The sequence below is a fragment of the Prosthecobacter sp. genome (assembly GCF_044227185.1).
Lineage (GTDB): Bacteria > Verrucomicrobiota > Verrucomicrobiia > Verrucomicrobiales > Verrucomicrobiaceae > Prosthecobacter.
Genome location: NZ_JBGAFO010000001.1, coordinates 1,045,001 through 1,065,901, shown reverse-complemented (window position 1 = coordinate 1,065,901; position 20,901 = coordinate 1,045,001). Strand labels below are relative to the sequence as shown.

The following is a 20,901-nucleotide window of genomic DNA, read 5'->3' as shown; positions in this document are numbered from 1 at the left end:
GAAACAAGTCATGTTCGCCACCCCTGCGCGGAGGGAAGCTGGGGTCGAAATCAAACCGGAGAAAGCCATGAGCACCCTCGCACTCGCCCCCAAGACCCTCGCTCCCGAAATAGAATTCGACGAAGCACCGCCGCCCTCACGCACCCAGGCCGCCGCCCCCCGGCGCGCCCTGAGCCCCCGCGCCAAGTTCCTGCTCCTCGGCATTCCCCTGCTGGCCGCAGCCGCCTTCGCACTCAGCTCCTGGCTGGCCTACGCCGCCAAGTTTGAAGAAACCGACGACGCCTTCATCGAGGCGGACGTCCACCCCGTCAGCAGCCGCATCACCGGAGACATCCTGGAAGTCCTGGTGGAGGACAACCAGATCGTGACCAAAGGCCAGCCGCTGGCCAAGCTCGACCCCCGGGACTACGAAATGAAGCTCGCCTTTGCCAAGACAGCCCTGGAACAGGCTGCGGCGCAGATCCCCCAGGCCGAGGCAGCCCTGGCACGCGCCCAGGCTGCGGGTCGCGAAGCCACCGCCAAGGTGGCCGTCACTGTCGCGCAGCTTGAAAAAGCCCGCCTCGACTTCGACCGCGCCGAGAAACTCTTCACCAACGAAAGCCGCGCCATCTCACGCCAGGATCTCGACAGCGCCAAGTCCGCCTTCGACTCCGCCACCGCCAATCAAACCGCCGCTGTCGCCTCTCAGGAGGCCTCCGGTGCCGGTGTCCGCGCCGCCGAGGCAGACCTGGCCGCAGCCAAGGCAGGCCGCGACCACGCCCAGGCCGTTCTCGATGACGCCGCCCTCCAGCTCTCCTACACCATCCTGCGCGCCCCAGACGCAGGCCGTGTGGGCAAACGCACCCTGCAGACCGGCCAGCACGTGCAGCCCGGCCAGGCCCTGCTCGCCATCGTTTCTCCGGACAACTGGATCGTCGCCAACTTCAAAGAGAACCAGCTCTCCCACATGCGCCCCGGCCAGTCCGTGGAGATCGAGATCGACGCCATCCACGGCCGGCGCTTCAGCGGCCATGTGGACAGCTTCTCACCCGGTACCGGTGCCAAGTTCACCCTGCTGCCGCCCGACAACGCGACCGGCAACTTCACCAAGATCGTCCAGCGCCTCCCGGTGAAGATCCTGCTGGATGAAGCCGAGGCCAAAGCCTTCGCCGCCCGGCTTTCCCCCGGGCTCTCCGTCATCGCCACCGTGCGCGTGGCCCCTTGAGAAAACCTTCACTTCACACCGCCATGAACCCCAGCCTCACCCTCTCCGCTCCGCTGGCAGACGCGCCCGCAGCGTCGTCGCGCGAAAACCTGCGGAACTGGGTCGCCGTGCTGGGCTCGCTGCTCGGAGCCTTCATGGCGGTGCTGGACATCCAGATTTCCAATTCCTCCCTGCAAAACATCACCGGCGGCGTCGGAGCCACGCTCGATGAAGGCTCCTGGGTTTCTCTCTCCTACCTCGTGCCGGAGATCGTCGTCATCCCGCTCTGCGGCTGGCTCGCCCAGGTCTTCGGCATGCGCCGCTACCTCATCTGGAACAGCCTCCTCTTCCTCGTCTTCTCCATCTGCTGCGGCTTCGCGTGGAATCTGCCCAGTATGATCGCCTTCCGCGCGCTGCAGGGCTTCACCGGCGGCGCGCTCATCCCCATGGCCTCCACCATGGTGCTGCTCAAGCTCCCTGCGTCCAAGCAGCCCGTCGGCTTCGCCCTCTTCGGCCTCAGCGCCATGTTTGCCCCCGCCATCGGCCCCACCGTCGGCGGCTGGATCACCGAGAACTATTCCTGGCCCTGGATCTTTTACATCAATCTGGTGCCCGGCATCCTGCTCGTTTCCGCCATCGCCTGGGGCCTCGATGACGCCCCCATGCGCCTCTCCATGCTGAAGCAGGGCGACTGGGCGGGCATCCTCTTCATGGCTCTCGGCCTCGGCTCCCTCACCGTCTTTCTGGAGGAAGGCACGCGTGAAGACTGGTTCGGCTCCGAGTTCATCACCTGGCTTGCCATCATCGCCGCCATCACCCTGCCCGTGTTTGTGCTCATCGCGTTGATGCGCAAAAAGATCACCCCCGTGGTGAATCTCCGCCTCTTTGCCCGCCGGAATTTCTTCTTCGGCAGTCTGGTCAATCTCGTCCTGGGCCTCTGCCTCTACGGCTTCATGTACCTGCTGCCCGTGTACCTCACGCAGATCCAGGGGTACAATGCGCTGGAGATCGGCACCACCATGATGTGGGTGGGTCTGCCCCAGCTCATCGTCATGCCCTTCATGCCCACGTTGATGAAATGGTTCGACAAGCGCGCCATCGTTGCCTTCGGCCTCGCCATGTTTGGCCTCAGCGCCATGCTCATGAGCAGCATGACCGCCGACACCGCGCACGATCAGCTCGTGCTGCCGCAGATCATCCGCGCCCTCGGCCTTACCTGCATCATCGTTCCCCTCTCCCTCATTACCACGGGCGGCATCGAGGCGCAAAACGCCGCCAGCGCCTCCGGCCTGTTCAACATGCTGCGCAATCTCGGCGGCTCCGTCGGCATCGCCCTACTCTCCGCTCTCCTCACCCAGCGCGAGCACTTCCACTCCCACCACCTCGGCGAAGCCGTCAGCCTCTACAATCCGCTCACCCGCGACCGCCTCGCTGCCATCACGCAAAACCTCATCTCCCAGGGCATCGACGCCGTCGGCGCGCAGGACCGCGCTCTGCACCTGCTCGACATGAGCGTGCGCAAGCAGGCCTTCATCCTCGCCTACAACGACTGCTTCCACGTCGCCGGCCTGCTGCTCTTCGCCATGATCCCCCTCATCTTCCTCTGCACGAAGACCTCAGGATCCAGCGCGGCAGGTGCGCATTGAGGCCCTTCACTCTGTCTCCGGCCAGTTTAAAATTCTCAGTCTGCAGTTCCCAGTTTACAATCTCCCCACGGGTCAGCCGCCACGCCCTTCCTACCCGCCATTCACCACCATCCCCCGCAGCGCGCTGGAAGACATCATCGGCTGCAGCAGCGCCAGGCCGGCACGAAGCTGCGCGGGCGTCGTCTTGGACGGGTCGTTCACGATGAGCACATCCGTCGCCAGCGGTGCCAGCGGCGCCACGTTGGCAAAGCTCTTCAGCAGCGGCGAGGCATCCAGAATGATCCAGTCCACCTCCTTCTTCGCCCGCTCGATCCAGGTGCGGTAGCCATCGAGCAGCTCATTGGTGGCATGCGCGGGCAGGTCGCAGCCGGGCAGCAGGAAGAGATTGCTGTGTCCATACCGCAGCGCCTCCAGATCATGCGCATACGCGCCGTAGCCCTGCATGGTGCGCGGGAACCACTGGTGCATCGTGGGGGAGGACGGGTTGCACTCCATCATGAACACCCGGCGGCCCTGGTGGCAAAACGCGGCGGCCAGCGCAGCGGACACCAGCGTCTTGCCCTCACCCGTGCCCGCGCTGGTGATCAGGATCACTCCCGCGGTGCTGCCGCGGTTCATCGCCTGTCTTTCCAAAGTGCTGGTGAGGTGATGCAGCGCGCTGGAGGCGCCCACTGGCTCCGGCTTCAGGAGCTCTGACAGCATCGCCTCCGGCGTGGAACCGCTCACATACGGCAGGCGGGCCAGAATGGTCGTCTCACCATTCGCAGGCTTCATCATCTGCATGGGGCGTGGTGGTGGCTGAGTCTGCGGCGCGGGCGCGGGAGTGCGCTCCATTGCCGGCAGAGCCGGAGCCGCCGGTGTGGCAATGCTGAAAGGCGAGGCAGACGGCGCGGGCTGCTGCGCCGGGTACCCATAACCATACGCGGTATGCTGCGTGGGGTCCGGCATCGCCGTCTTCTCCACCTTCGCGCTGAAAAGCTTCCTCACGTGATCATCGAAGATGCCCCAGCCGACAGGCAGGCCGATCAGCGTCAGGCCAAACAGCATCACCGCAGCCACGGCGGCGATGGGCTTGCTCGGTTTCACCGGCTTTTCCGGCACCATCGCCACATCCGCCACACGCAGCAGTCCACTGTCACGGAACTGGGTTGTAATGATAATCTGGCTGCGGCGTGCTTCGATCTTCTCATAGACGTCCCGGTCCATGCGCACCTGATCCCGCAGCAGGTTGAGCTGCACGTTGTTGCCGCTCACATCCAGCGCCGCACCGCGCGCTTCTTCAAGCTGGTGCCGGTAGTCGGCTAGCTGGCGCTCCTGGGACTCCACCTCCGCCTGGATCATTCCTCCCACCGAGCTGACTGCGCGCTCCAGCGAGCCCTTCAAAGCCGCGATCTCATTCGCCAGCGCAATCATCCGCGGGTGCTTCCTGCCGCAAGTGGCCTCCAGCGGCGCACGTTCGGCGATCTTCGCGTCCAGTTGCTTGCGGATGAAGTTCACGTCACTGTTGTCGGCAAAAATCTTGAGCTCCGTCAGGTCACGCCCGGCCTTCTGCGCCGCCTGAAAGTCATTGAGGTCGCTCCTGGCCTTGGTGAGCTTCAGGTCCGCCTCCGTGATCGCCGCGTTGAGCTGGCGCACCTTGTCATTGGAGACATCCTTGGAGTCCGTGTCCTCCGTCAGCCCCTTCTGTTTGCGATAGTCGGCCAGCTTCTGCTCAGATTCGCGCAGCCGCTTCAGCAGCTCCGCGGACTTGGCTTCGAGGAAGGTGGAGGCGTCGTCGCCGAGCTGCCCTTCCTCCTCGGCCACATAATGTGTGTACTCCTGGATGTAATAGTTGGCCAGATCCGCCGCGGTCTTCGGGTCGCGGTCACGGATCTGCACCCGCAGCACGTGCGACTCCTTGATCGGCTCCACCCGTGCATTGGCAAGCATCAGGCCGATGAACCGCTCGCGCGGATCCCCCGGCTTGCCCGGTTTGTACAATCCCACCAGCTTCATCAGCTCATCCTTGCGGCTGAGCGAGTTCGCCTCGCGTTCCAGCAGCGCATCACGCTCCTTTGCCGGGAAGTGGTCGTAGAGATAACTGAGATAGCGTCTGGAGAGCAGCTCGGTGCGGTGGTTGTTCAGCAGTTGCACGGCGCTCAGTTCCCCCGGCCCGCGCAAGGGCTTGCCATCGATGTCAATGATGCTGCCATCCTGGATGCGCAGCAGCATCTGCGACTCCGCCTCGTAGATCTTCACCCCCATGCCAAGGTAGTAAAACGTGAACGCCGCGAGCATGAGCCCCAGCACCGCTCCCCGCAGCCAGCGCTTGCGGATGTAGCCGATGACATCCACCAGGCTGATGAGCGACTGCACCTCAAAATCCTGCGGATTGATCGGCGGCAGAAAGGCGCGCGGATCAAACACGGGCGACATTCCCGGATGCGCCGGCATGGTCATGGAAGGCGCCATCGGTGTCAGGCCACGTCCTGGCGTAAGCGCAAGCATCGCTCCAAAGCCGGGCTGGGGCGCGGCGTTGGTGGGCTGCATGCTGTAGGAAATGGCCATGATCGTGATTAAGCGGCGGGGCGGAGGGCAGGCTCCTGCGCCTCCTGAAGTTCGTGGGAAGGAGTAGTCGTCGCGGTGGAGGTGTGGTGCGGCAGCCAGCGCCGCACCGTGCGCAGCGCGTGAAAGACCGTGGCGCGCCAGCTCGCCGGATTGAACGCCTCGAGATCCAGCAGCCAGCGCGCGCCGTCGCACCACTGGCGTTTGTACTCGTAGTCGCTGGGCAGCATGTCATGCACGCGCAGCTTCCGCTGGATGGAGCCTTCCACCGCCCAGCGCATGACCAGTTTTCCAGGAGACATCCCGGCGTGGGACTTGTCCCAGCCCGTCTGGTACTGGAAGAACTCGTCTCGCTCGATGAATCCATACAGCGCCGCGATCACCCTGCCGTCCGCTTCCAGCATCGGCATCACTGCGCGCTCCTGCGGCAGCCAGCGTGCGGCCAGCCTCTGATGAAAGCGCCACGATGAATCGGTCGTGAAGCTGCTCACTCCTTCCGGCCACTGCATGGCGTGAAGCTGGCGAAGCTGTGCCATCGCCGCGGTGGGCGGAAGGCGTTCGCCGGCGTGGGTGGAGTGGTTTTCTGGCAGTGACGCAAAAGCCCGGCGGCGGCGGCGCATCAAGTTGCGCCAGTTGGAATGATGACGCACCTCGTACTCCTCCCATGACGCAGGAAGGTGAATAAAGCGGCAGGTCTGGCGGTTCAGGATGCCCGCACAGGTGTAGGATTCCGTCAGCGCGGCCAGGATGTGCCGTGTATTGGGAGACTCTTCAGGCAGGTGATTCAGGCGCACGTTGTCGCATTCGTCCCGCAGTTGCTTGAAGACCTGGCAGAGCTGCGGCGTGAGCTCGTTCTCACGCCCGGCCGGCACAATGAGGTCCAGCCGCTCCCCATGGGCATCGCCAAAGCCGCCCAGGAAGGTCAGTGTCACCAGATGCTGCCGTGCGTGCTCCTGCTCGCAGGCCAGCATCAGCGGTGCGATGGCCTGCGGAAGCCCCTCGGCATCTCGCAGCACGGCGATGGCGAGCTGTGCATCCCTGCGGCACTCCTCCCACCACAGGCTCATCCAGTCCCAGCGCATGAAGGGCGTGCGCGTGGCCATCTGCTCCACCAAAGCGTCCCAGTACGGTCTCAGCGCGTAAAAGCCAGCTTCATCGCGCACGAGGTCGAGCGTGAGTCCTCCCCGGCGCATGGCAGGCATCACATTCCCCGTGATGCTTCGCGGTCTGGAGCTGAGCACGGCTGTCGCGGTCATCGTGCCCCTCCTTCCAGTGCCGCGGTCTGTTTGCGGTGCTGCGCGGTTTCAATCAAGAGGCCCAGTTGGCGGCGAGCTTCCAGCAGCGCACCAGAGTTGTCATCCCACTCACCAAAGCCTCGGGCGAAGGAGGACGTGAGCCGCCGTGCCTCATCTTCCAGTCCGAGCTGCCGTGCCAGCATGAGGTAGTCGTAGTCCTCCACGGTCTCACGCAGCCATTTCAGGCGCATGGACGCCACAGGCGCATGGCGGCCATGGCGTTTCTCCGTGGCGGGATAAATGTAAGAGCCGTCTCCATTGTAGGTCTCGCCGTCCGGCGTTTTGAAGGTGCCCGCATCCTGCCAGACATCCACGCCTTCAGCGGCAAAGATCGTGTCCCAGTAGTCAAAGCCGGTGATGCCGTGCTTCGGAAACAGCCAGCCGGTGACGCGGTGCGCCATGGGCGGATAATCCACCGCCCACACGGGAGGAAAGGCACTCGTCAGCTTCTTTGGCATGCCATGCTGCTGCTCCCAGGCATCTGGCATCTGCACCAGCGCCGCGTAGCCCCAGACTTCCTGGCCGGCCTGCCGCCGCAGGGCGATCTCATGCTTTCCCCCTGCCCACTCCATGTCCTTCCACACCTCGCTGAAATGCGGCACCCAGATGTCCACCGCGCCCGCCAGCGAGCCCCATGCCGCCTTCTCCGGCGCTGGCTGTTCCGTGACATGCAGCGGCACGCGCACGCCGTGGGTCTTTTCCACTTCGTTGAAAAATTCGCCCCAGCGGCGCACCGTGGCGTATGCCTCCGCGTCGTTCGGCTCATCGAGATCGCCCATGATGACGTAGCCGCGGCTTTCGCAGTGAATTTTGGCCAGCAGCTTCATCCATTGCGCCACATAGCTCATCGCCGCCACGCGGTCCTGCCCCAGCGGATCTTTAAAGGGCCACTGCGGCCAGATGGGCAGGCCGATGCTGTTGCAGTGGCGGTGCAGCAGGTGCTTCCGCAGCGCCCGCTCCACCTTGTCTTCATCCAGCTTGCCGGTGGCCGCGTCCGGATAGCTGCCGTAGATCTGGTCCACGCTCAGCCGGTGCTCTGCGAGGAGATCGTAGTATGCATTGAGCAGGCCTGCATGTTCCACCGAAGGGGCTCCATCCTGATACTCCAGCCCATGTACCTGCGCCACGTGCCGCACCGTGGTCATGATCGAGGTCCGCAGCTTCGGCACCACCGGCATGTCAAAGTCCCACACATTCAGCGTGTAGGCGGCAATGGCCCCGCTGCCGTCGGCAAACTGAAACTGCACTTCGCCCGTGTAGGCGCCCGCTGCAGCCGTGTAAGGCACGAAGATGTCCACCCAGTACGGCTGGTTCACCACCGCGGTGCCGCTGAGCTCCTGCGCCGGCATGTCCAGCGGCACCAGCGCATCGGCATAATCTCCTGCCGGCAGCGGTGCCATGGGCGTGGATTTGGAAACACGGACGTAATGCTCGCGCAGCACCACTGGGGCAGGCAGCAGGGCGTTCGAGTCATGCTTCGCGATCCCCGAGGCGCGCACCTGCAGCGTTTTGAGCTGCTCCGGCGTGGCACTGACAATGATCTGCAGCGGCTCCCACTCGCCACGCGCTGCATACACCACGTTGCTGGAGGAGGGCGGCGCCGCTCCTTCGCGGGAAATGCGTGTCATGCCATCGCAAAACGACACCTGCACCGGCTGCGCGGTGGCGGCAGCGGCCATCGTCAGTGAGACCAGCAGCGCCTTCATGCCTTCACCTCCAGAAGTCGTGCATAGGTTTCCGCATATTCCCGCGCCGCATGGGCGATGGTGAACTTCTCCAGCACCCGTTGACGGGATTTTTGCGCGATCTCCTCACGTGCGGCGGCTCCGAGCTTCAGCGTCTGCTCCCAAGCGTTTGCCAGAGCCTCAGGGTCACGCATTGGCACCACCTGGCCGATGCCTTCCAGCAGACGTCCGCAGTCTCCCACGTCCGTGGTGACACAGGGCACTCCGCAGGCCATGGCTTCCATCACAGTCATCGGGCAGGCTTCCGTGCGGGACGAAAGCGAAAACACATTCAGCGCCGGATACAGCCGCCATGGGTCCGCGCGAAAGGAGTCAAAGCGCACCTGGTCCTGCTTCGGCAGTTGTGCCAGCAGTTCGCGTTCGACTTCGCCCAACTGCACTTCCACTCCGCCACAGAGGACGAAGTGAGCCTCCGGCAGGCGGGCCTGGAGAATGCCTGCCGCGCGCAGGAAGGTCGCCAGGTCCTTCATCTCATGAAAGCGCCCCACGTAGCCGATCACGGGAGCCGCGGGCGGCAGATTCAATTCCGCACGCGTGTCCAGCCCGGCGTCCGTGTCTGGAATGAAACGCTCCGCATCGATGCCATTCGGAATCCAGCACATTTTCGCACGGGGATACCCCATGGCGGTGTGATCTTCGATGGCGGCGGCGGAACAGGAGATGACACGCTTCGGGATGAAGCGTGAGCTGATCGAAAGCGCCCGGCGGAAGAACGCCATCTTGCTGTCGCTGTCGCCCGGATTGCGGTGGATCTCTCGGCAGTGGATGCTCCAGACAACGTTTCTCACACCGGCCACTCTGGCCGCCCAGCCGCCCACCAGGTCGGCATGATGCGTCCACGTCTGCACGATGTCAGGGCGCTCCGCACGCAGCACCGCGTGCAGCCTGGCCAGGGTGTGGGGATTGAGGTACGTGGTGCTTTCCAGATCATGCACATCCACGCCTGCTTCATTCAGCCTCTTGAGCTGGTGCGTCCAGGGCCTGGCATTGATGGCCACGACCACGGTGCGAAACTGCGCCGGATCCAGTGACTCGGCCAGGTTCATGAGCATCGCCTCCGCACCACCGCCACCGATGCTGTAGGTGAAGTGCAGCACCACCGGCCGCTGGTCACGTGCGGGGGCTGCTGGCATGGAACGCGCCGCCACGAATGCACGCAGCGGCTGCTGGAGGGGCAGCTGCAGCGTTTGACTCGTGCCTAGCGTGATCGTCTTCATATCATCGCCATCGCCTTCACGCAGTTCTTCCGCCAGTCCTTGAGCGTCTCAAACGCACCGGACACCGTGGCTTCCGCCTCCCACACCGATTCTGGCGAACCGTAGCGCGGGAGCTGGAACATGGACACCTCTTCATCCACACGGCCGCTGACCGTGGTGCAGGCCGCCTTGAAGCCCGTCTCCCGCACCAGCAGCAGGGTCTCGCGCGTGTAGTCATCCTCTCCGCCGTTGGGATACGAGAAGGCCACCGGCAGTTCGCCGATCTCCGCCAGAATGCGGTTGCGGCAGGTGGCGATCTCCGCGCGCATCGTCATCGAGTCGCAGCGGGAGAGAATGGGATGCGTGTGGGTGTGGCCGCCAATGTCCACATGCCCGCTAAGGGTCATGTCAAACGCCATCTCCCAGTTCAGCGGCCGCAGCGCCTTGGGCAGTTCGTCAATGCCGGGCTCGCACACCCCCAGCGCTTCTTCCAGGCGGTCCACCTCGCTCAGGAGTTCTGAGTGCGTGAGCTCCTTCAGCTCGGGCATCAGCCGCAGGAGCGACTGCTGGCGCAGCTCCCGTGTGCCGAGGTAGAGGCGCAGCGTTCTGCCGTTGATCTGCCAGTCGAGCAGTTCCTTCCGCGTACGACCCAGCGCAAGATCCACACGCTGGAACCACAGCATGTCATCACCATCGAGAAACCCCGTGGTGACGAAGAGCGTGGCGTGGAGGTCAAACTCCTGCAGAATGGGATAGGCAAGCTCGTAGTTCGAGGCATAGCCGTCATCAAAGGTGATGACCACGGAGTTCGCCGGCAGCGTGGTGCCGCGGGTGCGTGCATCAATGAGCTCCGCCATGGAGATCACGCGGTAATCCTTCGCCAGCATGCAGCAGATGTCGCGAAACACCTCCACCGGCAGATGCAGTGCCCAGTCCAGAATCGCCGGATCTCCATTCCCTTCGCTCAAACCGTGGAAGGTCAAAATGGATGCCTCGGTGGAACGACGCGTACGCGCGAATGAGGCAAGACCGCTGCCCACAAGGGCGGCGGCTTTGATAGAGCGCGGGTGAAGGGCGAGCGACATAATCAAAGAAGTAAAGGAAAGCTTAGGCCTCTGTCTGGAATGCAGGCGGGCCATGGCATGGTGGTTATGAGAATTGATCCATTTCGACGAATAACCCTGTACTTATAGGGTGCGATTTATTAACTTCAATGGAATTATCATAAATACCGTATCATTCTTACCATTTCCTTACCTTTGACCTTTGCGGCACAAAACAGCAGAGGCCGGAGGGTGCCCTCCGGCCTCTGCCAGGGTTTGAAAAAAGTGCGCGCGCCGCTTCAGAGCGGCCGGATCCAGATGTTGCGGATGCGCACCGGCGGTTCGTTTTTGTGATCCTGGATGCGGATCGGCGCCTTCTCAGGGAACTCGCCGTTGTAATCCGTGACGTTCTTGTGCTTCGTCGGACCCATGATCTTCGTGTGGTTCTGCACGCAGACGCCGTTCACAAAGGTCGTGATGTAGGCGGGCTCCACCACTTTGCCGCCTTCGAGCTTCGGCGCGGTGAAGACGATGTCATAGACCTGCCACTGACCGGCTGGACGCACGGCATTCACCAGCGGCGGCGTCTGCCCGTACACCGAACCGGTCATGCCGTCGGCGTAGGTGGGGTTGTTGTAGGTGTCCAGCATCTGGGATTCGTAGCGGTCCATGAAAAACACACCGGCATTGCCCTTCTTCTGGGAGTTCCCCTTGGTGTTTGGCTCGCTCATCCATTCCAGGTGGAGCTGGCAGCTGGCGAACTCCTGCTTCGTCCAGCAGTCGCCGCCGGAGATCAGCATCACCCCCTCTTCGACCTTCCACGGGCAGGGAATGATTTTGCCGGTCTCCTTGCCTTTGGCGTCTTTTTCCTTTGCCTGGAGTGCGTCGGAGTTGCTGCCATTGAAAATCACGATCGCATCTGCCGGCGGATCTCCTGGCTTTTCCCCGGGAGCCACGGCCTCGGGACGCGGACGTTCGATGTCGTGCACCTTCCACTTCGTACCCGGAATGACCGGCGTGTCCGAGTAGCCGATGGGCGAAGGCTTGTCTGCGGCGGCGGCAGCGGCGGCAGGTTTGGAATCAGCGGCCAGAGCCGGGAGACCCGTGAGTACGAGCAGGAGAGTGAAGGCAATATTTTTCATGAGGGAAGCAGCAAACGAGAAGCCACGGGGGATGTTGCAGGTCAACATGCGAAGTATTCGAAAAACAGGTTGCCAATCTGCGAAGAAGGCGGAATCTACCCACCCAACAAAATCGCGGGATGGAGCAGCCCGGTAGCTCGTCAGGCTCATAACCTGAAGGTCGTAGGTTCAAATCCTACTCCCGCAACCAATTTCAAAGGCCCTGCAATTCGACGGATTGCAGGGCTTTTTGTTGTCTCTCCGCGTGCCCCCCTGGGCTCGATTGTCCCACGGCTCATTCCATTATCGCGATATCACAGCCGTTCAACCACCGTCAACAACGGCAAACTCCCCTCCCCGCCCTACCGGCCCGTGACTTCATGCACCTTGTGGCTGATCACGAGGGCGATGGAAATGAAGACGACGGCGGTGACGACCATCCAGTCGTCATGAGTAAACTGCTCAATCTGCTTGAGCTGCTTCAGGCAAAGCAGAACGGCCACTAGAAAATACGCGTTCATGGCGGGGAAAAAGGTGCAGGTTCCATACCAATCGCCTCTATCCGCCAAATTGCGTGTACTTTTTCGCGCTTTTTTAGCCCCCGTCCTCCACCTCGAAATAATCGTCCTCGGCGATGTCCGGGATGCCTACGACCAGGACGCGCATCTTTCCCCGAGCCCCGTGCACCACTCCCGGCGGGATGTGCACCAGGGAACCCTTGCTCACGGGCTCCTCCACGCCGTCCAGCACCACGCTGCCGCCGCCCTCCAGCACATAGTAGAGCTCCGTAGAGCGTTTGTGGTAGTGGAGCCTGGCCCCGTCGATGTCCACCGCATGGGCCCAGGCTGCGGGAGAGAGCTCCACGTCTTCGCGGCTGATGAGGCGGTCCCGCCAGCCGCAGGTGCTGCGTTCACGCGGGGTGTGGCCTTCGTGGCGGACGATGAGCGGGCCGGTGGCGGGCATGGCTTCGGGATTCCTGGGTGGAAAAAGGGCCGCGAGCTATTTCATGCTGCGGTGGGTTTTGATCTCGTCCGCCAGATGGGCAAACTCGCCCTTCTCGCACAGACGGACGAAGCCCTCGGTGAAGCGCTTGAGCTCATCCCACACGGTGCGGATGTGCGCAGCCTCCTTCTCGTTGATGCGGTTGTCAGCGGCGGCCTGGCTGATGGCGGTGAGCAGATCGGCAAACTGCTGCACGATCTCCTGGGTGGCCGGCATGAGCTCCATGCCCCGGGGGCCGCCGCCGTGGGGATTCTGCACAAAGACCCCGTTGGCCTTGTGGCAGAGCCACTGGATGAGCTGCGCATCCTTGGTGATTTCAAACAACTGGCGCACGCGGTCGAGCGGATTGGAGGTGCCGCTGCCCTGCTGCTCGTCCGGCTGGGACCACTTGTAGGCGAGCGAGAGGGACACGCCCATCTGCGCCGCCACTTCTTTGAAGCTGGTCGCCTCGACGGCCTTGCTGATCACTTCGTGGGAGTCCATGCCTGACTTGTTTCAGAAAGTGGACCGTTTGGCAAGCGGCATCCGCGCCGTTCTGCGATGGTAAAAAATCGTACTCTTTGCACTTGTGGAAGAAAAATCCACACGCCTAGTCTGCCACCCTCATGAAAATCTATTCTTTCATCCTCGCCGCAGCCGCCTTCGTGCTGAGTTCCTGCATTGAAATCAAGTCCGTCGTCACTGTCAATAAAGACGGCACCGCCACCATCGAGGAGAGCGTCCTCATGGGCGCCCAGCTCGCGGCCATGATGCAGGGCGACCAGGGAGCCCAGCTCAAGGGCCTCGTGATGGACAAGGAGAAGGCCGCGGAGCGCGCCAAGAAGCTCGGCGAGGGCGTGACCGTCAAATCCCACGAGGAAGTCAAGACCCCCGATGGGAAAACTGGCACGAAGGTGGTCTTCGCCGTGGCTGATCTTTCCAAGCTGAAGTACGTGCCGTTTGAGCCGGAGCAGGAAGGCAAGCCCGCCGCCGGCAAGGAGCCGATGACCTTTGCGCTGAGCGGTTCCACCCTCACCATCACCAATCCTGATGCCGAGAAAAAACAGAACGGCGGCGCCGACAAGCCGAAGAAAACGCCGGAAGAAATCGCCATGATGAAGAACCAGATGGCGATGATGAAGCCCATGTTTGCCGGCATGCGTCTGGCGGTGGAAGTCAAAAGCGCCAGCGGCATCGCCAGCTCTGACGCCACGAATCTCAATGACGGCACCATCACCTACGTGGACATCCAGTTCGACAAGCTCATGGACAATGCTGACGCCTTCGGCAGCTTCATGGAATCCGCCAATGACAACCTGAGCATGGCGGAGACGGCGGCAAAGTTCAGCAAGATCGACGGCCTCAAGATCGAAGGCAAGAAAGTGGTCAAGGCGGAGCTGAAGTAAGCCGCCTGGAGCGCATCCAAACTTCAAACCAGCGGAAGCCGGGGCGCCATGCCCCGGCTTTTTTCATGCGATCCTGTCGAGATCGGCATGAGTTTTCGTTTGCCGCACCGCCCTGACGCCGGAGATTCGGCCCCCATGATCTCCCAGATTTTAGATTTCGTCCTGCACATCGACAAACACTTGGAAATGTTCGCGAAGGATCATGACACGCTCATTTACGGCCTTCTGTTTGCCATTATTTTCTGCGAGACCGGCCTGGTGGTGATGCCCTTTCTGCCTGGCGACTCTCTGCTCTTCGCCGTGGGAGCGCTGTCCGCCCAGGGGATGATCCGCATCGAGCTCATCATCCCACTGCTCATGTGCGCCGCCATCATCGGGGACAATCTGAACTACTGGATCGGCCGCAAGGCGGGCGGGTGGATCGTGAACCAGCGGTGGTTCAAGCGCGACTACCTGGCCAAGACGGAGGCCTTCTTCGTGAAGCATGGCGGCAAGGCCATCATCCTGGCCCGCTTCGTGCCCATCGTGCGCACGTTCGCCCCCTTCACCGCCGGATTTGGCCGCATGGACTACCGCCGCTTCCTTTGCTACAGCCTCGGCGGCGGCCTGGTGTGGGTGCTCAGCTTCAGCATTGCCGGCTACTTCCTCGGCAGCATCCCGATCATCAAGAACAACCTCAAGCTCGTCTTCGTTCTCATCATCGTCGTCTCCCTGCTGCCCATCGTCTTTGAAGTCCTCAAGCACCGGGCGGAGGCCAAGCGGGCGCAGGCGAAGAAGGAGGATTAACCAGACCGGCTCACGGACCCTGCACCCGTGCTCCCGTGCTGGGATTCATGTAATAGCCCGGCGCTCCTCCCACGCCGGGCACATACACCGGCTTTGAGGGGAGCCTGCCATAGGAGGTGGGGTAGGGGCTGTAGATCGGCATGCCGGGATACACCGGCATGTTTCCGATGGTCTGATAACTCTGGACTCCGCCGTAGGCATTGATGACACCCGTCGAGCTGCGGCTGCCGAAAGGCCCGGACACATTTTGCTGATACATGAAACCGTTTCCCTGCGGCATCATGGTGGGTCCCGAGCCGGGGGCATAACCACCACGCGGCACCGGAGCGCCGCTGCTGCCGGCCATGCTGGCGATGCTCTGGCTCATCGGTGCACCGCTGCTGACTGAACCCGGGTTTGAGGAAGGGTAGTAATAGCTCGCTCCATCTCTTCTGCCCGCCGTCTCACAAGCGCCTAAAAGGAGTGCGAGCACAGTCCCCATGCAGAGTCTTGTTTTCATGCCATCATGGTAACACACCCGTCAATCCAGGCGGCGGAAAACTTTGCCATGCGGGGTAAATGAGGCTCTAGGTGCGCCCCATGCAGCCCGTCGTCGTCCAGCATCCCCTGGCCCAGTGCCATCTCGCCGCCATCCGTGCCGTGGGCACGCCATCGCACGACTTCCGCCGCCACCTGAACCACCTGGCGCGCATGCTCTTCCTCGAAGCTTCACGCGAGCTGCCCGTGCGCGAGATCAGCGTCCAGACCCCGCTCATCGAGACGCAGGGCTCGCAGCTGGCGCGGCCGCTGGTGTTTGTGCCCATCCTGCGCGCCGGCCTGGGTTTGCTGGATGGCATCCTGCCCCTGGTGCCGGAGGCGGTGGTCGCCCATGTGGGCATCAAACGAAACGAGGAAACCGCCCTCCCGCACGCCTATTACTCCAATCTGCCCGCCTGCCTCTCCGCCGCGGATGTCTTTCTGCTGGACCCCATGCTCGCCACAGGCGGCAGCGCGTGCGAGGCCGCACGCCAGCTCAAGGCAGCCGGGGCCCTGCGCATCACCCTGGTCTGTGCGGTGAGCTGCCCGGAGGGACTCGCCGCCATGGAGCACGCGCACCCGGATGTGCCCATCGTCACGGCGGCCATTGATGACGGGCTCAATGACAAGTGCTACATCGTCCCCGGACTCGGCGATGCCGGGGACCGCTACTTTGGCACCTGAGCCCGCCATTGAGTCCGCACGATCTTCCCTCCGACCAGCGTATCTTCCTTTTCCCATCCCATGCCCATTTCCATTCCCCCTCTCTCCCGCCGCAGCTTCCTGCAGCACGGCACGGCCGCCGCCGTGGGTGCCCTGACCACGCAACTGCCCGCGCTGGAGATCCCCGAGCAGACCTGGGTGCTCTTCTCGGACCCGCACATCGCCGAGGACGAGGCGCTGGTGGTACGCGGCGCGTGCATGGCTGAGAACCTCCGCCGCTGCGCCAATCAGGTGCTGAAGATCGGCCAGAAGCCCTTCGGCCTCATCGTCAATGGCGACTGCGCCTACCTGGACGGCAAGGCGGAGGACTACGTGGCCTTCACCCACTGCATCCAGGCGCTGCGTGAGCAGTCCATCCAGATCCACTGCACGCTGGGCAATCACGACCACCGCAACAATTTCCTCAACGTGATCATCGGCCCGCCACCGCCCAATGCCGAGCGCCCGATGAACGTGCCGGACAAGCACGTGGCCACCGTGACCAGCGCCCTGGTGAACTGGGTGCTGCTGGACTCGCTGGAGCTGGTGAACAAAACCCCGGGCCGCCTCGGCGAGCAGCAGCTTGTGTGGATCGAACGTGAGCTGCGCAACGCCCCCAACAAGCCCACCTTCATCGTGGCTCATCACAACCCCATGCAGCCCAGCATGACCGATGAGCTTAAAGGCACCTGCCTGCAGGACAGCGATGCGCTCTTTGACCTCCTGGCCTCCTACCCCAAGGTCCAGGGCTACATCTACGGTCACACCCACACCTGGCTGAAATCCAAGCACGAAAAAACCGGCCTCCCGCTGATCAATCTGCCTCCCGTCGGCTACGTCTTCAATCCCAAGCGTCCGAATGGCTGGGTGATCGCGCGCATCAGCTCAGAGCGCGCCGAATTCGAGCTGCGGGCGCTCAATCCCGCGCACGACGAGCACGGGCAGAAGCATGTGATCAAGTTTGTGTGAGGATCGATGCAGGCACCCCTGCCGGCCGCAATGAACATGCCGGCCTCCCGCCTGCGGGCGAAGTCTCCGCGTTTTACGAAGGGCCTTAGCAGCAGGCTCCCCACGCGTGATGTCATACCACGATCAATTACAAACGGGCCCGGGGGGCAGGATCATGGGATGAGTGGACTGGCTCTCGTGCGCTGGAGCTGCGAAAACCCAGGCGTGTTGCGGAACGTGTGAAAGCCCGTACCAGGGAAGCCTCGCCAAGGCTCGGCATCCCTTCGCTATGATACGGAAGGCCCTTGTCCTTCAAGACGAGGACGCCTGCTTATGGTACGCTTCTCAACGTTCGGCTCAGATAAAGACCGCGTTTTCAAGCGGTTTGGTATCACTCATCCGAGCCCGCGGCGTCCAGGGTGCGCATCATCGCATCCATGAACTCCTGCGCCGCGTCGATGGGGAGGATGATGGTGTCACGCCGGCCGCGCACGTCCTCGGTGATCTTGATGAACTTGCCGCGGTCGTTCTCCTTGAGGTCGAGGAAAAAGATCTTCCGATCGGTGACGATTTTCTCGGAGTGCAACGGCGGGTTTGGGGGACGCCGTTCGTCTTCAAATTCTGTGTTCCTCATGCCGGTAACCTCCACTGACTGACGCTATTCGCTATGCTGTTGTTCGGGGTGAATTGAGGCCGATTCTAGGAGCAGCGCCGGGGTTGTCAATCCCTCTCACGGTTCATATCAGGCCCTCCGCGCCGCCCGGCTGAACTGCGCGGCCAGAAATTTCTTTATGCCCGCAGGTCTGGGCACCTCGGGTGGAATAGAGGCCCTGAAGACGATCTTCAAAATTGTAATCGCCTCGTCTCGGGTCAGTTGCTTATATCCCCCGCACATCAAATCCGCCCGCTTTTCATACGTGTCAGAACTTTTTCAAGCCGCCATCCAGCCTCAGCAGCTCCTGCTGTCCCTCCTCCTGGCCCTGGTCGTCCTCTACTGGCTCCTGGTGCTCCTCGGGGCGCTGGATTTCGAGTCCGACCTGCCGGACGACCTCATCGGGGATGGGGATGCTGGTGGCGGCACGGACACCCCGCACGGCCACGCGCATGCCCACGCCCACGGCCTGAGCACCGGCGGCGCCTGGCTTTCGGTGGGTCGTTTCCTGGGCTTCTCGCAGGTCCCCCTCGTCGTCTGGCTCAGCTTCATGGTGGTTTTCCTCTGGCTCGGCTCCCTGGCGCTGAATGAGTGGTATAACGAGGCCGACAGCCTGGGGCAGGCGGCGCTGCTGCTCCTGCCGAATTTCCTGGGCAGTCTCCTCGCCACCAAGCTCGCCACCCTGCCGGTGAGCAAGCTCTTCAAAGCCATGGCCGATGCCGACTCCGAGGCGGAGGACGTCATCGGCCGCACCGGCGTCGTCACCTCCACGGAGGCGGATGCCTGCTATGGGCAGCTGGAAATCTCCACCGCGAATGTTCCGCTCCTCATCAATGTCCGCACGCAGCCCGGCGCCGCGCCTCTCAAGCGTGGCGACCCCGCCACGGTGGTCTCCGCCGGCCCGGACCATGTCTTTTACCTGATCGAACCTGCTCCTCAAAACTGAACCCACACCCGCTTTTCACTCCACTCTCCACTCACTCCTATGACCTCACCTCTACCCATCGCACTCCTCCTTGAAGGCAGCCTCCTTGTCGGAGTCATCATCGTTGGCATTTTCCTCGGGATCCTGATTTTGTTCTCGCGGTTCTTCCGCAAGGTGCAGCAGGGGCAGGCCATCGTGCGCAACGGCATCGGCGGCACCAAGGTGACCTTCAACGGCATGGTCGTCATTCCCGTGGCTCATCAGGCTGAGAACATGGACATCTCCGTGAAGCGCATCGAAATCGAGCGCAAAGCGCACGAAGGTCTCATCTGCAAAGACAACCTCCGCGCGGACATCAAGGTGGCCTTCTTCGTGCGCGTGAACAAAACACCGGAGGATGTGCTGCGCGTGGCCCAGAGCATCGGCTGCGCCCGTGCCAGCACCGTGGACACCATCCGCGTGCTGTTTGACGCCAAATTCTCCGAAGCCCTCAAAACCGTGGGCAAGCGCTTTGAATTCGTGCAGCTCTACAACGAGCGCGACCACTTCAAGAGCGAGATTCTCAAGGTCATCGGCACCGATTTGAACGGCTTCACGCTCGACGACTGCGCCATCGACTTCCTGGAGCAGACCCGCCTCGAAAATCTCGACCCCGACAACATCCTCGACGCCGAGGGCATCAAGAAAATCACCGAGCTCACCGCCGCCCAGGCGAAGCTCTCCAACAACATCCAGCGCGACAAGGAAAAAGTCATCAAGCAGCAGGATGTGCAGGCCCGCGAGGCCATCCTGGAGCTGGAGCGCCAGCTTGCCGAGACCGAGTCCAAGCAGAAGCGCGACGTCGAAAGCGTGCGCGCCCGCGAGACCGCCGAGATGATGAAGGTGCAGGAAGAAGAACGCCTGAAGGCCGAGCGCGCCAAAATCACCGTCGATGAAGAAATCGCCATCGCCACGCAGAACAAGGAGCGCCAGGTGCTGGTGGCCCAGCGCAACAAGGAGCGCACCGACGCCGTCGAAGTGGAGCGCGTGACCCGCGACCGCAATCTTGAGATCATCGACCGCGAGCGCATCACCACGCTCAAATCGATTGAGAAGGAGAAGGCCGTCGAACTGGAGAAGAAAAACATCCAGGAGGTCATCAAAGACCGCGTGGCTTTGGAAAAGACTGTCGTCGTCGAGCAGCAGAAGATGAAGGACACCGAAGCCTTCGCCACGGCCGACCGCGAGAAGCAGGTGGCGCTGACCAATGCCGAAAAGCTCGCCCAGGAGCAGCTCATTCAAAAGATCAAGGAAGCCGAGGCCGCCAAGCAGGCCGCGCAGCTCGCCGCCGAGCAGGCCGCCTTCACTGCGATCAAAGCCGCCGAGGCCGCTAAGCAGGCCGCCGAGCTGCACGCCCAGGAATTGCTCACCCTCGCCGAGGCCCGCCAGGAGTCCGCCGCGAAGGAAGCCGCTGCTGAGAAGGCTCTGGCCGAAGGCCGCACCGCCACCTCAGCCGCCATTGGTCTCGGTGAAGCCCAGGTGCTGCTGGCCAAGGCCGAAGCCTCGCAGAAACAGGGCACCGTGGATGCCGAAGTGGCGCAGCTCAAGCTCGCTGCCGAAGCCGATGGCATCACCAAGAAGGCGCAGGCCATGAAGCTGCTCGAAAACGCCGGACGCGAACACGAGGAGTTCAAGCTCACGCTCGACAAGGACAAGGCGGTGGCCCTTGCAGAAATCAATATTCAGAAGGACATCGCCGCCGCCCAGGCCGGCGTGCTCGGCGAGGCCATGAAGTCCGCCAAGATCGAAATCGTGGGCGGCGAAAGCCAGTTCTTCGACAAAATCACCACCGCCATCGGCAACGCCCGCGCCATCGACCGCCTGGTGGACGGCAGCCGCACGCTCACCGACGTGAAGGAAACCTTTTTCAACGGCGATCCCGACTACTTCAAAGCCCAGCTCAAGAACACCATCGACCAGTTTGGCCTCACCTCCGAAGACACCAAGAACCTGACCCTCAGCGCCCTCTTCGCCAAGCTCATCTCCCTCAACCCCGACTCAACCACCCTGAACAAGCTCACCGGCATGCTCGGCGCCGCCTCCCGCTTCGGCCTGACGGAGCAGACTGTGAGCAGCCTGCTTTCGGCCAAGGCGGCGAAGAAGTAACCGCGTCAGTCTAATGAACGCAGCTCATCACCCTTCGCCTGCCGCTCGGCGAAGCCCAAAGGGCTTC

At 62.6% G+C, this 20,901-nt stretch carries 19 protein-coding genes and 1 tRNA gene; 9 read left to right on the top strand and 11 right to left on the bottom strand.

From position 1 onward, the window contains the following. The first annotated feature begins 67 nt into the window (after positions 1–67). Positions 68–1,204, top strand: coding sequence for an HlyD family secretion protein (locus tag ACILSQ_RS04420; RefSeq protein ID WP_395742371.1), 1,137 nt, complete (start codon positions 68–70; stop codon positions 1,202–1,204). 23 nt (positions 1,205–1,227) lie between these two features. Further along, positions 1,228–2,829, top strand: coding sequence for a DHA2 family efflux MFS transporter permease subunit (locus ACILSQ_RS04415; protein WP_395742370.1), 1,602 nt, complete (start codon positions 1,228–1,230; stop codon positions 2,827–2,829). A 90-nt stretch (positions 2,830–2,919) separates the two neighbouring features. On the opposite strand, the gene ACILSQ_RS04410 is transcribed toward ACILSQ_RS04415, so the two are convergent. The 6 genes from ACILSQ_RS04410 to ACILSQ_RS04385 form a co-directional block, all read right to left on the bottom strand. Beyond that, the gene (locus ACILSQ_RS04410) at positions 2,920–5,376 is read right to left on the bottom strand and encodes an exopolysaccharide transport family protein (protein ID WP_395742369.1); all 2,457 of its coding nucleotides are present in this window, start codon (positions 5,374–5,376) and stop codon (positions 2,920–2,922) included. Positions 5,377–5,384: 8 nt separating this feature from the next. Next, complete coding sequence (locus tag ACILSQ_RS04405) at positions 5,385–6,629, bottom strand: GNAT family N-acetyltransferase (RefSeq protein WP_395742368.1); 1,245 nt, start codon at positions 6,627–6,629, stop codon at positions 5,385–5,387. Next, entirely contained in the window at positions 6,626–8,374 is a 1,749-nt protein-coding gene (locus ACILSQ_RS04400; protein ID WP_395742367.1) for a DUF4091 domain-containing protein, read from the bottom strand. The genes ACILSQ_RS04405 and ACILSQ_RS04400 overlap by 4 nt, the downstream gene beginning before the upstream one ends. Continuing rightward, positions 8,371–9,630: a glycosyltransferase gene (locus ACILSQ_RS04395; RefSeq protein WP_395742366.1), complete on the bottom strand. Its 1,260-nt coding sequence runs from the start codon at positions 9,628–9,630 to the stop codon at positions 8,371–8,373. The genes ACILSQ_RS04400 and ACILSQ_RS04395 overlap by 4 nt, the downstream gene beginning before the upstream one ends. Next, a complete protein-coding gene (locus tag ACILSQ_RS04390; protein WP_395742365.1) occupies positions 9,627–10,694 on the bottom strand; it encodes a polysaccharide deacetylase family protein in 1,068 nt (355 codons plus the stop codon). Before ACILSQ_RS04390 ends, ACILSQ_RS04395 begins: the two co-directional genes overlap by 4 nt. Positions 10,695–10,951: 257 nt before the next feature. Beyond that, the gene (locus tag ACILSQ_RS04385) at positions 10,952–11,794 is read right to left on the bottom strand and encodes a DUF1080 domain-containing protein (RefSeq protein WP_395742364.1); all 843 of its coding nucleotides are present in this window, start codon (positions 11,792–11,794) and stop codon (positions 10,952–10,954) included. A 113-nt stretch (positions 11,795–11,907) separates the two neighbouring features. On the opposite strand from ACILSQ_RS04385, the gene ACILSQ_RS04380 reads away from it, so the two are divergent. Continuing rightward, positions 11,908–11,984, top strand: a tRNA-Met gene (locus ACILSQ_RS04380). Positions 11,985–12,135: 151 nt separating this feature from the next. Here the strand turns inward: ACILSQ_RS04380 and ACILSQ_RS04375 are convergent. The 3 genes from ACILSQ_RS04375 to ACILSQ_RS04365 all read right to left on the bottom strand — a co-directional run bounded on the left by ACILSQ_RS04375 (position 12,136) and on the right by ACILSQ_RS04365 (position 13,258). Beyond that, a complete protein-coding gene (locus ACILSQ_RS04375) occupies positions 12,136–12,294 on the bottom strand; it encodes a hypothetical protein (RefSeq protein WP_395742363.1) in 159 nt (52 codons plus the stop codon). A 73-nt stretch (positions 12,295–12,367) separates the two neighbouring features. Further along, on the bottom strand, positions 12,368–12,736 hold the full coding sequence (locus ACILSQ_RS04370; RefSeq protein ID WP_395742362.1) for a cupin domain-containing protein: 369 nt from the start codon (positions 12,734–12,736) through the stop codon (positions 12,368–12,370). Positions 12,737–12,772: 36 nt separating this feature from the next. Then, positions 12,773–13,258: a phage regulatory CII family protein gene (locus tag ACILSQ_RS04365; protein WP_395742361.1), complete on the bottom strand. Its 486-nt coding sequence runs from the start codon at positions 13,256–13,258 to the stop codon at positions 12,773–12,775. A gap of 122 nt (positions 13,259–13,380) precedes the next feature. Here ACILSQ_RS04365 and ACILSQ_RS04360 point away from each other — a divergent pair, with 122 nt between their 5' ends. Next, positions 13,381–14,160 carry a hypothetical protein gene (locus ACILSQ_RS04360; protein WP_395742360.1) on the top strand — a complete coding sequence of 260 codons (780 nt, stop codon included), beginning with the start codon at positions 13,381–13,383 and terminating at the stop codon, positions 14,158–14,160. Positions 14,161–14,295: 135 nt separating this feature from the next. Then, entirely contained in the window at positions 14,296–14,946 is a 651-nt protein-coding gene (locus ACILSQ_RS04355) for a DedA family protein (protein WP_395742386.1), read from the top strand. Between the two features lie 10 nt (positions 14,947–14,956). Here the strand turns inward: ACILSQ_RS04355 and ACILSQ_RS04350 are convergent, their stop codons facing one another. Next, entirely contained in the window at positions 14,957–15,313 is a 357-nt protein-coding gene (locus ACILSQ_RS04350) for a hypothetical protein (protein WP_395742359.1), read from the bottom strand. 212 nt (positions 15,314–15,525) lie between these two features. Here ACILSQ_RS04350 and upp point away from each other — a divergent pair, with 212 nt between their 5' ends. Continuing rightward, positions 15,526–16,146 carry a uracil phosphoribosyltransferase gene (upp, locus tag ACILSQ_RS04345; RefSeq protein WP_395742358.1) on the top strand — a complete coding sequence of 207 codons (621 nt, stop codon included), beginning with the start codon at positions 15,526–15,528 and terminating at the stop codon, positions 16,144–16,146. A 60-nt stretch (positions 16,147–16,206) separates the two neighbouring features. Next, on the top strand, positions 16,207–17,133 hold the full coding sequence (locus ACILSQ_RS04340; RefSeq protein ID WP_395742357.1) for a metallophosphoesterase family protein: 927 nt from the start codon (positions 16,207–16,209) through the stop codon (positions 17,131–17,133). Positions 17,134–17,503: 370 nt separating this feature from the next. On the opposite strand, the gene ACILSQ_RS04335 is transcribed toward ACILSQ_RS04340, so the two are convergent. Continuing rightward, positions 17,504–17,746 (bottom strand): DNA-binding protein, encoded by a 243-nt coding sequence (locus ACILSQ_RS04335; RefSeq protein ID WP_395742356.1) that lies wholly within the window; start codon positions 17,744–17,746, stop codon positions 17,504–17,506. Between the two features lie 283 nt (positions 17,747–18,029). Here ACILSQ_RS04335 and ACILSQ_RS04330 point away from each other — a divergent pair, with 283 nt between their 5' ends. Beyond that, on the top strand, positions 18,030–18,710 hold the full coding sequence (locus ACILSQ_RS04330; protein ID WP_395742355.1) for a hypothetical protein: 681 nt from the start codon (positions 18,030–18,032) through the stop codon (positions 18,708–18,710). 39 nt (positions 18,711–18,749) lie between these two features. After that, complete coding sequence (locus tag ACILSQ_RS04325; protein ID WP_395742354.1) at positions 18,750–20,834, top strand: flotillin family protein; 2,085 nt, start codon at positions 18,750–18,752, stop codon at positions 20,832–20,834. Positions 20,835–20,901: the final 67 nt, after the last annotated feature.

Bases quoted from the DNA above. Each gene is read 5' to 3' on its own strand.
- ACILSQ_RS04420 (WP_395742371.1), top strand. From the start codon at position 68: ATGAGCACCCTCGCACTCGCCCCCAAGACCCTCGCTCCCGAAATAGAA.
- ACILSQ_RS04415 (WP_395742370.1), top strand. From the start codon at position 1,228: ATGAACCCCAGCCTCACCCTCTCCGCTCCGCTGGCAGACGCGCCCGCA.
- ACILSQ_RS04410 (WP_395742369.1), bottom strand. From the start codon at position 5,376: ATGGCCATTTCCTACAGCATGCAGCCCACCAACGCCGCGCCCCAGCCC.
- ACILSQ_RS04405 (WP_395742368.1), bottom strand. From the start codon at position 6,629: ATGACCGCGACAGCCGTGCTCAGCTCCAGACCGCGAAGCATCACGGGG.
- ACILSQ_RS04400 (WP_395742367.1), bottom strand. From the start codon at position 8,374: ATGAAGGCGCTGCTGGTCTCACTGACGATGGCCGCTGCCGCCACCGCG.
- ACILSQ_RS04395 (WP_395742366.1), bottom strand. From the start codon at position 9,630: ATGAAGACGATCACGCTAGGCACGAGTCAAACGCTGCAGCTGCCCCTC.
- ACILSQ_RS04390 (WP_395742365.1), bottom strand. From the start codon at position 10,694: ATGTCGCTCGCCCTTCACCCGCGCTCTATCAAAGCCGCCGCCCTTGTG.
- ACILSQ_RS04385 (WP_395742364.1), bottom strand. From the start codon at position 11,794: ATGAAAAATATTGCCTTCACTCTCCTGCTCGTACTCACGGGTCTCCCG.
- ACILSQ_RS04375 (WP_395742363.1), bottom strand. From the start codon at position 12,294: ATGAACGCGTATTTTCTAGTGGCCGTTCTGCTTTGCCTGAAGCAGCTC.
- ACILSQ_RS04370 (WP_395742362.1), bottom strand. From the start codon at position 12,736: ATGCCCGCCACCGGCCCGCTCATCGTCCGCCACGAAGGCCACACCCCG.
- ACILSQ_RS04365 (WP_395742361.1), bottom strand. From the start codon at position 13,258: ATGGACTCCCACGAAGTGATCAGCAAGGCCGTCGAGGCGACCAGCTTC.
- ACILSQ_RS04360 (WP_395742360.1), top strand. From the start codon at position 13,381: ATGAAAATCTATTCTTTCATCCTCGCCGCAGCCGCCTTCGTGCTGAGT.
- ACILSQ_RS04355 (WP_395742386.1), top strand. From the start codon at position 14,296: ATGATCTCCCAGATTTTAGATTTCGTCCTGCACATCGACAAACACTTG.
- ACILSQ_RS04350 (WP_395742359.1), bottom strand. From the start codon at position 15,313: ATGAGCCAGAGCATCGCCAGCATGGCCGGCAGCAGCGGCGCTCCGGTG.
- upp (WP_395742358.1), top strand. From the start codon at position 15,526: ATGCAGCCCGTCGTCGTCCAGCATCCCCTGGCCCAGTGCCATCTCGCC.
- ACILSQ_RS04340 (WP_395742357.1), top strand. From the start codon at position 16,207: ATGCCCATTTCCATTCCCCCTCTCTCCCGCCGCAGCTTCCTGCAGCAC.
- ACILSQ_RS04335 (WP_395742356.1), bottom strand. From the start codon at position 17,746: ATGAGGAACACAGAATTTGAAGACGAACGGCGTCCCCCAAACCCGCCG.
- ACILSQ_RS04325 (WP_395742354.1), top strand. From the start codon at position 18,750: ATGACCTCACCTCTACCCATCGCACTCCTCCTTGAAGGCAGCCTCCTT.